At 41.6% G+C, this 13,216-nt stretch carries 9 protein-coding genes; 1 reads left to right on the top strand and 8 read right to left on the bottom strand.

Translation table 11 applies throughout. The features are described from left to right. Positions 1-97 precede the first annotated feature (97 nt). The 6 genes from CXF86_RS15730 to CXF86_RS15755 all read right to left on the bottom strand — a co-directional run bounded on the left by CXF86_RS15730 (position 98) and on the right by CXF86_RS15755 (position 8,225). Positions 98-535 (bottom strand): ribosomal maturation YjgA family protein, encoded by a 438-nt coding sequence (locus CXF86_RS15730; protein ID WP_101091626.1) that lies wholly within the window; start codon positions 533-535, stop codon positions 98-100. After that, complete coding sequence (creD, locus tag CXF86_RS15735; RefSeq protein ID WP_102039456.1) at positions 522-1,892, bottom strand: cell envelope integrity protein CreD; 1,371 nt, start codon at positions 1,890-1,892, stop codon at positions 522-524. The genes CXF86_RS15730 and creD overlap by 14 nt, the downstream gene beginning before the upstream one ends. 73 nt (positions 1,893-1,965) lie before the next feature. Next, positions 1,966-3,438 carry a two-component system sensor histidine kinase CreC gene (gene creC / locus CXF86_RS15740; RefSeq protein WP_102039457.1) on the bottom strand — a complete coding sequence of 491 codons (1,473 nt, stop codon included), beginning with the start codon at positions 3,436-3,438 and terminating at the stop codon, positions 1,966-1,968. Continuing rightward, positions 3,438-4,142, bottom strand: coding sequence for a response regulator (locus CXF86_RS15745; RefSeq protein ID WP_101091623.1), 705 nt, complete (start codon positions 4,140-4,142; stop codon positions 3,438-3,440). The genes creC and CXF86_RS15745 overlap by 1 nt, the downstream gene beginning before the upstream one ends. Before the next feature lie 741 nt (positions 4,143-4,883). Next, positions 4,884-7,061, bottom strand: a complete 2,178-nt coding sequence (locus CXF86_RS15750) for a malate synthase G (protein ID WP_102039525.1) — start codon at positions 7,059-7,061, stop codon at positions 4,884-4,886. A 213-nt stretch (positions 7,062-7,274) separates the two neighbouring features. After that, the gene (locus tag CXF86_RS15755) at positions 7,275-8,225 is read right to left on the bottom strand and encodes a LysR family transcriptional regulator (protein WP_101089227.1); all 951 of its coding nucleotides are present in this window, start codon (positions 8,223-8,225) and stop codon (positions 7,275-7,277) included. Positions 8,226-8,335: 110 nt separating this feature from the next. Between CXF86_RS15755 and CXF86_RS15760 the strand changes: the two genes are divergently transcribed. Continuing rightward, complete coding sequence (locus CXF86_RS15760; protein WP_101089228.1) at positions 8,336-9,916, top strand: isocitrate lyase; 1,581 nt, start codon at positions 8,336-8,338, stop codon at positions 9,914-9,916. Between the two features lie 678 nt (positions 9,917-10,594). Here CXF86_RS15760 and CXF86_RS15765 read toward each other — a convergent pair. Then, the gene (locus CXF86_RS15765; protein WP_102039458.1) at positions 10,595-10,912 is read right to left on the bottom strand and encodes an antibiotic biosynthesis monooxygenase family protein; all 318 of its coding nucleotides are present in this window, start codon (positions 10,910-10,912) and stop codon (positions 10,595-10,597) included. Positions 10,913-11,006: 94 nt separating this feature from the next. Continuing rightward, positions 11,007-13,058, bottom strand: a complete 2,052-nt coding sequence (locus tag CXF86_RS15770; protein WP_102039459.1) for a dipeptidyl-peptidase 5 — start codon at positions 13,056-13,058, stop codon at positions 11,007-11,009. Between the last annotated feature and the right edge of the window lie 158 nt (positions 13,059-13,216).

The following is a 13,216-nucleotide window of genomic DNA, read 5'->3' on the forward strand; positions in this document are numbered from 1 at the left end:
CCATAACGAAAAAAGACTAGCCAACTTGGCTAGTCTTTTTTACTTCTAAGAACTTATAATTAGCGGCTGCTCTTTCCGCTTAAACATTCTCATACATTCAATCTACAGACTCTTTTAACCTTACACGTATATGTTCAGCAATAATACACACTGCGCCTCCGGCTAAATAAGCAACTAAATCTCCCACATCAAATGTCGCACCTAAAATGATACTTAACACTGTGGCTGATTTGATCCCCAGCAGTTCAGCTATATTTAAATACTGCGAAAACTCAACACAAAAGGCGATGAGTATGGTGATTGCCACCAGCGTTCTAGAAGTTAAATTAATAAAACTCGATAGCAAATAATATAGCCACACAACAACCAGAGCATCGCCTAAAATTGGCCGAATAAACGCATCTCGAACAAAAAGAGCAATAAAAATTAGCACCAGTAATAATACCAAGCTGGTAAGCGCACGTCCCAAGGAGAAATGTAAATAAGTAAGGTCTACTTTATGTCCTCTATCAATCATTCCTTTATGAGTTGTCATCCACAACCTCTATTTCACTCATTTTAGTTTCATGCTTTTTTGCTTCTGGTAAAGCGTCGCTGCTTCGTTGGTACCAATCTACATTTCTTGTAAGTAGCATCAACAAGCTTAAAATGGCAAAGCAAAGTAAGCTTCCCATTAACAAAGCATAGCTTTCAGCCTGAAGCAGGCCAAACAATAAACCATAAAGAGCGATTAGACAGACACCAAATAACTTGCCATGTTTGCCATTATGTAACATACCACCGACATAGCCGCTCAGTAATACCGTAGAGGCTATAGCAGATAAGACATAAGCCCAATTAAAGCCAATATGCTCACTTAAAGAGATAAGTAATAGATAAAATAGCGCCAATGCTAGGCCAACAAAACCATACTGGACAGGGTGCATTAAACGAGCTTGAAACAGTTCCAATAAAAAGAAACTCGCAAATACAAGCGTAATAATCAACAACGAATAATTCACTGCTCTATGGGATTTAAGGTAATGATCAACAGGCTCAATTAAATCAACTCCCATTTGACGACGTTCCAGCTCAACACATGCCGTAGAATCGGCCATGCAACGTTCAAACAGCTGACTAATATTTGAAGAAAAGTTGTTGCTTTGCCATTGCGCGTTAAATCCTTTAGCAGAGATCTCAGACGAGATCGGTAAAAAGTCACCAATAAAACTCGGATGAGGCCACTTAGATCTCATTTCAATGCTGGATACTTTACCGATTGGCGTAACCTGAATCGACTCCATACCTTGCAGTAAAAAGTTTAAGTCATAGGCCATTGGAGCCGAAACTGTAAGCTGATTTATATCAAGATTGATATGAAACCCTTGAGCAAACTGATTAAGCCCAGTCCCCGGTTTCACCTCAATGCTTTTGCCCCCTAACGTCATCTTGTTGAGTTTTATCAGGCCCCTGCTATCACGGACACCTACAACCATTGAAACCGATTTTATCTGATGCTGATCTAACTCTTTTAAGGGGCTTAGATCAAAGGACCCGCTTAGATGGCTATCTGCTTTGTATAATCGCGCTTGGTAGATCCCCCGATACTTGGCATAGCTTTCTAAGTCAGCATTCATTTTAAATGACTCAGGTAAAATATACTTCCGATATTCAGTGGAATAGAACTTGCCTTCATGATTTACCATTTTAGTATAATTAACGCTAATAAACGGACCAATAATCCGCTGTGCGCCATGACTACTGCGCGCGATCTCTTCCCGCACTTCTTGTAAACGCAGAGAACGCTCAGAGATTAAATTACTGACCATCGATACGGGGATCTGCAGTAATACAAAAAGTAAAAGGATAAACCCCAATTTAGTCACGATCTGATTATTTAGTATATTTTTCACACGTCATTCTCCAATAGTTGATTGTTTCATTTTATAAATAACAATTGGAGATTTAATGGAGTGAATGTGGAGATTAGATGGAGTTTGTGCTTCTAGGTAAAATGATAGAGACTCTAACGCCCTGAAGAACATTCTCTATCTTGAGTAAACCATGGTGCAGCTTAACTACTTGTTCAACAAAATTGAGCCCTAAACCGGTACTTTTAATGCCATTTTCTCTTGGTAAGGAGTAAAAACGTTCAATAATACGCTCCATAGCGTATTCGGGGATCTGCGGGCCAGTATTGTCAATAGTAAGCAAAACCCTATTGCTGTCACACGTCAGTGACCATTTAATAGTGCCGTTCGGGTTAACAAAATCAATCGCATTATCCATCAAGTTGAACAGCGCTTGTTTAAATAAAAACTCGTCTCCCAATACGTGGTAAGTGTTGCCTTTATCTTGTAATGCATGATTTTCAAACTGACATGTGACCGACTTAGCGATTAACCGTACCTCAGATGCCAAGTTAATCTCGTTTATAATGTCGTGTAGATTAATTTGCACCAATGCATCCAGCTGTGGCCGCTTTTCTAACCTAGCAAGCTCCAATAATTTATCAATTAAAGATTGCATACGATCGCTTTCACGCTCGATATTAGCTGAAAAGCGTGTGACTTTATCTGTAGATAACGGCGTTTGTAGAATTTCGCTGGCCCCTTTTATTGCTGAAAGCGGACTCTTTAACTCATGAGTGAGCGTTTCTACATACTGCTCTACATATTTTTTACCATCAATTTGCTCTCGCATTTTCTCTAAGGCATCGCTCAAGTTGCCATATTCATAGAATACGCGAAATGTGGGTTTAATCACTTTTTCGCCGCGACCCATTTTATCAGCGTAATCTTCTAGTTTGTGCAAAGCTGAATGGATCCGCCATGAAAAAATCCCACCAGCAAGTAACACTAAGCCACTCATTAATATCATCCAATAAAGAACATTTCGCTTAGAAAGGTCTATATATGGCTGTACAGAACGGTTAGCTTTGGCAACCGTGACGCTGCCAATAATGGTATTGTCATGATAGATTGGCGCAGCAACATGCATCACCGACGATGAAGGATCGTTGGGGTTCTCTGTTGTACTGCGCGCGCCATATTCTCCCCGCAAGGTTAAATACACATCGTTCCACTGTGAATAATCTTCACCCACATCTTGCTGCCAAGAATCAGCAATCACAATGCCATTTTTATTGGTAATATAGATGCGGTGATTAAGCGCTTTTTTACCTAGCTCCCACGTACGGGACTCAAGTTCACGCTGTCCATAGGCTGCAAGTAACTTAGAGAAGCGGCTTTCTGAAATAAGATTATTAGCCACTTCTTCCTCAGCGAGAACGGCTAACAAATTAGCCATGTCAATAAGGGTTTCTTCGGTTGTTTGGCGGACGGTAGGCTTAAGCTCTTGAATAACGGTAGTACTGACCATATAAGCCGTGACACCAACAAGAATGAAATACAGCGAAAATAATCTTAACCCTAACGGGATCTTTGGCCAGTGGGTCATTACACAAGCTTCTCACTGTAAAAATAACCAAAACCACGTTTAGTCTTAACAAATTCAGACAATTCAAACGGCTTAAGTTTACTCCGGATAGCCTTAATATGAGAATCGATGTTTCGCTCATAGGCAGCTGAGGGCGCGAGATCGGCAGCGACAAGTAACTGCTCTCGACTGAGTATATTGCCACCGTCCTTCATTAACTTGTTTAAAATTTTAAACTCTACTGCGGTTAAACCAAGCATCTGACCATTAACACAATAATCAAAATTTATAGGCTGCAAACCTCCATTTAGAGTGTGTTCAATGGTCTTCTTATTATCCACTACAATACTATGCGTTATCGCTCGCTTAATGCGTAATTTAATTCGAGCCAACATCTCTCTAGGGCTAAAAGGTTTGGTGACGTAATCATCTGCGCCAATTTCTAAACCTACGACCCTATCTATCTCATCGTTTCTCGCGGTTAAAAAGATAATCGGTAAATCAGAAAAATCTCGAATGGTTTTACACAGCTCAAAACCATTCACGTCGGGCAAACCAACATCAAGCACCAAAAGATCAACCATATTCTCAGTCAAAAATGCCAAGCCTTGTTCACCGGTTGCAAACCAGCACACTTTAAAGCCATCCATTTCTAATACATGGATAAGATTCTCTGCAATGGCGGACTCATCTTCAATGATGACTATCGTCGCTTTAGCGTTCACCTAGTTAACCCTTTTACTTTACATTCTAGGCAGCTAGCTTAACTTAGAGCGATATAATAAATCGACATAATAATCATATTGTTGGTGTCAAATTTTGCGTAAGGGAGACTTAAAAGGAAAAGTGAGGCATTAACATCTGAAACTTACATAGGCAAGAAGCCAGAAATTTACGTACAAGATATCTCGTCTGCAACCAATCTGTTTTATAGGCGTACTAAAACGACTGATAAACTTAAAAGTCATGATTTAACGTTGGAAATAACGGTAATGGTTTAACTGATACGATGTAAAGTTAATTTAAGAGACTGAAATTAAAGTTTTAAGCTGTTGACCATTGCGCTGAGGGGCATGCTGACTAACGAAAAGTAGCCTGATAACGATCACTTCAAACAGGGCTTGTTGAACACTTGGGATAAGGACGCGGCTTCGCGCGACCTATCTATAATTGTTTCTACACAACCGCTAATTGTTGAAAATAAACTTGATGCATTTATGTGATATTTATATAAAGCATTTATTCTAAAGCTTTATTTGATGGTAGCATAAATTCACATAACACTAGGCCATCAAGACTACTCCCTAATAATTGCAGATCTAGCAAGGTTTTATTCTCACTTTTTTCATCTTTAATATATGTTACATAAAATCAATTTTTTATAAAAGTACACAATATAAAGCATGATTTTATGTAACTGTATTGACGATAATAAGCCTTAACTGGCTTTAGCTGTTGTTATCGACTTAACATGTTTTCGATTTAGCTTGGATGCGATAAGCATGTAAAAGAGGTTCGGTATAGCCGGATGGTTGCTCTTGCCCTTTAAATACTAGATCACAAGCCGCTTTAAACGCAATACCATCAAAATTAGGTGCCATATTGATATAGAGTTTATCCACTTTATTCTGACTATCAACCACCGCCGCCATCTTTTTAAGTGCAGCCATTACTTCATCTTCAGTGCATATTCCGTGTGCTAACCAATTGGCCAGATGCTGTGAAGAGATCCTTAATGTCGCTCTGTCTTCCATTAAACCAACGTTATTGATATCAGGCACTTTGGAGCAACCCACCCCTTGATCAATCCAACGCACCACATAACCTAATATACCTTGGGCATTATTTTCTAATTCAAAGGCTTTAAGCTCTGCTGACAACGTATCAGGTTCGAGCATTAAAGGGATGGTGAGCAGATCATCGAGCTTTGCGCGTGATCTTAGCTTGAGTTGGTCCTGCACATCCCTAACATTGACTTGATGGTAATGGGTAGAATGCAGTACTGCGCCATTGGGTGAAGGAACCCAAGCCGTATTTGCGCCCGCTTTAGGGTGCCCTATCTTCTGCGCTAACATGGCGGCCATTTCGTCAGGCATCGGCCACATACCCTTACCTATTTGTGAACGGCCTTGCAGACCGCACTCTAAACCGATATCAACATTCCAATCTTCATACGCTGCTATCCATTTCTGTTGTTTCATCAGCGATTTTGCTACAAAAGGTCCTGCTTGCATTGACGTATGGATCTCATCCCCGGTCCTATCTAAAAAGCCAGTATTGATAAACACCACACGCTCTGATGCCACCCGTATACACTCTTTAAGGTTAACGGTAGTACGACGCTCTTCATCCATAATGCCCACTTTAATGGTATTACGGGCAAGCTTTAATGCGTCTTCAATTTTAGTAAACAGATCACAAGTAAATTTAACCTCTTCTGGACCATGCATCTTGGGCTTAACAATATTGACTGAGCCCTTGCGGCTGTTACTTCGATTATTGTTATTTCCTTTAAGATCATGCATTGCAGCAAGTACGGTGAGCATACCGTCTAAGATCCCTTCAGGAACTTCTCTGCCCTCTTTATCTAGCACAGCATTGATGGTCATTAGATGCCCAACATTACGCACAAAGAGTAAGCTTCTACCCGCAAGGACCAATTTTTGACCTTTAGGATTGAGGTATATACGGTCTTCATTAAGCTGGCGGATAATCTCTTTGCCATTTTTGGATACTGAAGCAGACAAGTTACCTTGCATCAACCCTAGCCAATTACGATAGATCTCAACTTTATCTTCAGCGTCAACAGCGGCCACTGAGTCTTCACAATCCATAATGGTTGTGACTGCGGCTTCGACTAACAAATCACTCACGCCAGCCAGATCGCTTTTACCTATGACACTGGTAGCATCAATCTGGATCTCAATATGTAGACCGTTATTTTTCAGTAAAATAGCACTAGGGCTCAGCTTTGAACCTTGATAGCCAACAAATCGCTCTGCTTGTGCCAGTCCTGTTATATTGCCATTGTTAAGCGTTGCCTTTAGCTCACCAGCGTCAACAACGTATTCAGTCACCTCTGCATGACTGGCGTTAGACAATGGAGCGGCGGTATCAAGATGCTGTTTCGCGAAGGCTATCACCTTGGCTCCGCGCACAGGATTATAACTTTTGGTGAGCTCTGCGCCATCTTGCTCTGATATTGCATCGGTACCATATAATGCGTCATATAAGCTTCCCCAACGCGCATTTGCAGCATTTAGCGCGAAACGTGCATTCTTAACGGGAACGACCAGTTGCGGCCCTGCTTGCTGAGTAATTTCGGTATCAACATTTTCAGTACTAATCGAAAAAGGTTCACCTTCAGCGACTAAGTAACCAATATCGTAAAGAAATACTTTATAGGCGTCCGAGTCAAAATCATTGCCTTTATTGCCGACATGCCATTCATCCAACTGATGTTGCAATTGCTCTCGCTTCTCTAACAGCTGACGATTGATTGGGGAAAACTCAGTGACGATCTCTTCGAATTTAGCCCAAACCGACTTTGCATTCATTCCTGTACCAGGACACATTTCGTTTTCGACGAGATTAGCTAACTCAGTGGCGACTTGTAGACCACCGATTTGAATATATGTTGTCATGTTTTGCCCCTGTTCATCCTTTGCACCGCTCTTAAGTTGCTCGAGCACTTATCATCCATCTATTGATTACACCTATGAAGGGTAATTTTCTTTACCCTATATCAAGCAATACACATTTATCCAGTTTATAGCTGTTATTCCCACTATTCACCAAACTTATGCAAAATAGCTTTTTGGTGTTATTTAACGTCACTTTTGACTAAATACAACTTATTAGCCATTACCACGACTAAAACTATCGGCTGTTTTAGTGATCAGTTGCCTCATCCATTTATGCGCTGGATTATGCTGTAGTAAAGGGCTCCACGCCATAGTGAGTGCGATGGGTTGTATGATAAACGGCGGTGCGACAATGCTAACACGGTCGTTATGCTCGTACTGCCTGGCCATCTTACTTGGTATGGTTGCGATCAAATCTTGTTGCTCCGCCAACAAACAGGCTGCTTGGTAATGCCGAGTAAATACAGTAATACGTCGCTTAACGCCTATCCGTGTTAACGCTTCATCGACCCATCCTAACCGCTGTACATCATCTGGGTCCATACCAACCCCAACGCCCATTCCCGTCTTGCTAACCCATACATGTTTGGCTTCTAGATAACTTTCAAGTGAAAACTTCTCCAATACAGGATTTGTCTTACTTATCAGGCAACTAAAGTCATCACTCCAGAGTACTTTTTGATGAAAAGATTGTGGAATACTATCAAATCGATTGATCACCATATCGACTCTTCCTTGTTCTACATCAGGGAAATTGACGTCGCTTGGGGTCATGATATCAAGAATAATATTAGGCGCTTCAGTACGAAGCTTTGCAATAAGCGGTGGGATCAATGTCGCTTCAGCATAATCACTTGCCATAACACGGAAGACTTTTTCACTTTCTGCAGCATTAAAATCGGCACGTGGCTGTACGGCTTTTTCTAAACCAATCATTAACTCGCTTATTGTTGGCTGCAACTCTTGCGCTCTTTCAGTGGGCGTCATCCCTTGGCTAGTCCTAATTAGCAAGGGATCATCAAACAATGTCCGCAACCTTTTTAGACCATTACTCATCGCGGGTTGGCTGATTCCTAGTTGATCAGCTGCTCTGGTAACATTTCGTTCACGTAGTAAAACATCTAAATAAACCAACAAATTCAGGTCGATACGAGATATATTCATAAGATAAATACCGAGAATAGAAACTATAAATTAGACTTATTTAACCAAATCTAACTAATATTTTCAACGTAATCAATTGCCGCCAATCATATTGTTAAAGGAATATACGCATGACAAACTACAGAACTAACATCGATGAAGCCGCTACCTTGATTAATGCAGAAGGTAGTGCATGGAATGCAATCAACCCAGAATCAGTAGCGCGTATGCGGTTACAGAATCGTTTTCAAACTGGGTTGGACATCGCTAAGTATACTGCCAAGATTATGCGTGAAGATATGGACAACTACGATAAGGACACTTCGCAGTACACCCAGTCTCTCGGTTGTTGGCATGGTTTTATTGCCCAGCAAAAAATGATTTCGATTAAAAAACATCTGCTAACCACTAAACGTCGTTACTTATACCTTTCTGGTTGGATGGTTGCGGCGCTTCGTAGTGAGTTTGGTCCCCTCCCTGACCAATCAATGCATGAGAAGACGTCTGTAGCGGCCCTCATCAAAGAATTGTACACCTTCCTTCGCCAAGCCGATGCGCGCGAATTAGGCGGCTTATTCCGTCAGCTAGACGCTGCTAGTGCAAGTGAAAAGAGCGCGATTCAAGATAAAATTAATAACTTTGAAACTCACGTAGTACCAATTATCGCCGACATTGACGCTGGTTTTGGTAATGAAGAAGCCACGTATCTGATGGCTAAGCAGATGATTGAAGCCGGCGCTTGTTGTATTCAGTTAGAAAACCAAGTGTCTGATGTTAAGCAGTGTGGCCACCAAGACGGAAAAGTTACCGTCCCACATGTTGAGTTTTTAGCAAAAATAAACGCAGTGCGTTATGCATTTTTAGAACTCGGAATTGATGACGGCGTCATTGTAGCTCGTACCGATTCTTTGGGTGCCGGTTTGACTCAAAAGATTGCCGTGACTAGCGAAGCTGGTGATTTGGGTGACCAATACAACTCATTCCTTGAAGTTGAGGCTATCGATGCAGCCGAACTTGCAAACGGTGATGTTGTCTTCCAGCAAGGCGGACAACTCGTTAAACCTTCTCGTTTACCAAACGGACTGTTTAAGTTCCGTGCAGGTACAGGTGAAGAGCGTTGTGTATTGGATTGCATTACTTCATTACAAAATGGCGCAGATCTACTTTGGATTGAAACTGAGAAGCCACATGTATCTCAGATTGGTGCCATGGTTAACGAGATCCGTAAGACCGTTCCAAATGCCAAGCTGGTGTATAACAACTCACCATCGTTCAACTGGACTCTTAACTTCCGTCAGCAAGTGTTTGACGCAATGAAAGAGGCTGGCCAAGATGTGACAGCTTATAACCGTGAACAGTTGATGAGTGTCGATTACGATACTACTGAACTCGCCATTCAGGCAGATGAAAAAATCCGTACTTTCCAATCCGATTCTGCTCGTGAAGCCGGCATTTTCCATCATCTTATTACGTTACCGACTTATCATACTGCTGCGCTATCGACTGATAACCTTGCCAAAGAGTACTTTGGCGACCAAGGTATGCTTGGTTATGTCGCCAACGTACAGCGTAAAGAGATCCGCCAAGGTATTGCATGTGTTAAACATCAAAACATGGCAGGTTCTGATATGGGTGATGCTCATAAAGAATACTTCTCTGGTGACCAAGCGCTTAAAGCATCGGGTAAAGACAACACCATGAACCAATTTTAGCTAATGTCGTCTTTGGATTTACTAAGTTTTTTGAAGTGGACTTAGCCCCAAAGTAAGCTAACGCTAAAAGGCCTGCTCTAATGCAGGCCTTTTTACATCTAAACATTTCATCTAGATGAAATGTTGCATTGAAATATTTTCAACCGACCATAACTATATAGAATAGAGATAACTGTCAATTGACGTGTCCACGTATGATTTTAAAATCAAAAAAATTCACAATGTAATGATAGACATTATCTAATACCTACTGAGAGTTCATATTTAGAATAGTTTTAACGCTTAATTCACTTTCATTATTCTCCTTAAATAGCCGGATAAATAAATAGGAAATCAGCATTGTTAAGGGCTGTCGAAAGGGTCATGTTTCGGAATGACGTCACTGATTGATAGATAAAGACAATATGACGGTTATTGGAGGGCTTCACTTTCAAAATGCGATCCATGTAATATTCAACCATAACAATATATCAATACGTAACCGCAATAATTATTGCTACCGTTTAGGTTGATGTAGGCTGCGCATTCGTCGTTATGAGTATTTTTATATCACCCATTGGACTTATGAAAATAGGCTTTACACTGATAGAAATTATCATTGCTTTTTTGACTCTAACAGGAAGATCAAATCAACTTTTCTTAAGCCGCCTTTGTTAATTTATTAATACCAAAATCTTTTTAGATTAAGTAGTCACGTTCCACCTTTGCGATCCTCAGTGCAAAACGGCTATACCACTTCTCTTTCCCCATTGCCTGTGCTTGCAGGTGTTCAGCATTTTGTTTCCACGCCTTAATGGCATCGAGCGTTTGCCAATAGGAGACCGTAATGCCGAGCTCTTCTCGTGCTGCTTCAATCCCTAAAAATCCCGGTTGGTTTAGTGCTAATTCAACCATGCGCGCCCCCATGGCATGGTAGCCTTCAGTATCGGCAGATAAAACTGAAGTAAACACCACACAGTAATACGGTGGTTTAGGAGTATTGGCTAATTTTGTCATATCATTCCATTGTTAAATGCTGTTTGGAAAACAGTGAGCTCAAGAAAGCAAAAAAAAAAGCCAGAACATATGTTCTGGCTTTTCATCATCGTATTTACTTCTCGGTCCAGCGGTCCATCCAGCCTAGAACATTGTCGTACCATTGCTCTAAGTTATCAGGGTTTAAAATCCAGTGGTTTTCATCTGGGTAAACCAATAGCTCAGATGGGATCCCTTTACGCTGCATAAATGTGTAGGCAGCAAGTCCTTGACCGTAAGGAACACGGAAATCTTTCTCACCATGAATAACTAACATCGGTGTCTTCCAGTTATCGACGTAGTTAACTGGGTTGAACTTTTCGTAAAGGTCTTTGTTGTCGGCATAGGTGCCGCCAAATTCATACTCAGGGAACCATAGCTCCTCAGTGACGTAATACATAGAGCGCATGTCGAATAGACCCGCGTGGTTAACGAGGCATTTAAAACCATCGCTCCAGTTACCCTCGATCCAGTTCATCATGTAGCCGCCGTATGAACCACCCAGTGCACAAGCACGGTCGCCATCAAGCCATTTCTGCTGCTGAGTCACCGCCGCGAGGCCTTTTTGTAGATCTTCAAGCGGCTTACCGCCCCAATCTTGAGTAATTGAATCGGTAAATGCTTGGCCATAGCCAGTTGAACCGTGGAAATCAATCATCACTACGCCATAACCAGCGCCGGCCCATAGCTGTGCATTCCAGCGACTGCTAAAAGAGTTACCGAATGAACCTTGTGGTCCACCGTGAACCAAAAAGGCAATCGGGTATTGCTCGCCCGCTTTATAGTTACTTGGTTTTATCCAGTAACCATAAACCTCTTCGTTATTCCAACCTTTAAAGCTAAACTGCTGATATTCACCAAATTTTATTTCAGCCAGCTTATCCTTGTTTATCTCAGTTAAACGGTTTAGGTTTTGACCATCTAGATTAATTGAATAAAGATCGCCTGGTTCAACCAGTGACTTATTGCTGAATATAATCTTGTCCGCATTGATCCCAACGACACTGTTACTGCCTTCGTTATAGATGGTTTTAACATCACCAAACTGGGTATTAACTTCGAAGATAGAGACTTGCCCAATATCTTGAGCGGTGACGTAAAGCGTTTTGTTGTCTTTACCAAATGCCAATGAGCTTGGGCTACGATCCCACAGCGGCGCAACCTCTTTTTCTTGGCCAGTGACAGTGTCACGCAGCATGATGCGATAACGATCAGCCTCAAAACCGGGTTTCGACATCGCTAAATAAGCTAAATAACGTCCATCTGCAGAATAAGTGGGGTGAGCGTCCCACGCTTTATTCGCTTCAGTTAAATTTTTAACATCACCGCCATCAACACTGACTTGCCATAAATCGTAGTTTGTCGTCCAAGCTTGATCTTTACTCGGCGCTTTAGCGCTATAAACAACGTACTTTCCATCGGGCGTGAACGTCACTTCTTCCATACCAGAGAAAGGCTTTGGGGGCGTTTCAGTATCTAAGCCTGCGGTAACATCAACAGCCGTAGTGACCGTCTTACCATTTAGCTTAGCGACAAATAAGTGGCTTCTTGAATGGTCATTCCAGGTATCCCAGTGGCGAACCATTAACTGCTTATACTCTCGACCTGTTGAGGTACGCACAGCTTCGGCATCAAACTTCTCTTTTGAGCAGTTGAGGTCTTTACAGTCTGGGAAAACACGCATGTTAACCACGGCTTGAGTGCCGTCATTTGAAAGCTTAAAACCTTCAACGTCGAGTGGGAAATCAGAAACTTGTTTAGCTTCGCCACCATCGAGTGCTAGTTGATATAGCTGACTTGAGCCATTGCGAGCAGCAAGAAAATAGATGCTCTTGTCGTTTGGGCCAAAGGCAACACTGTGCTCTGTACCGGCAAACTGGGTAATTTGTTTCACATTAGCAGTGCTTGAGTCTAAATCTTGGATATAAAGGTCTGAACTGCCCTTTCCATTAGCATCAACATTTTTGACAGCATAGACCACTTTGGTGCCATCATTGGATAATACAGCCGAATGGAGCTTATTGATTTTAACTAACTGTTGGACGGTGAAAGGCTTGGGTGTTGCAGCTTGTACGCTAAAAACAGCGCCAGCAGATGCTAACGCCATAATGATTGCAGTTTTTTTCATCGTTTTAGTCTTATTGTTATGTTTAAAGGTGTGTTACCACGATGGGCGACAAAATAATCCCTGGAGCGATACAGACACTATCCAAAATAAATGGCTTAAGCAATACGTTTAAGCCATTCAGAGCAGACGCTATATCAATAGCGCCGTTAACTTTCCGT

The sequence above is a fragment of the Shewanella sp. GutCb genome, from assembly GCF_002836135.1.
In the GTDB taxonomy this organism is placed as follows: domain Bacteria; phylum Pseudomonadota; class Gammaproteobacteria; order Enterobacterales; family Shewanellaceae; genus Shewanella.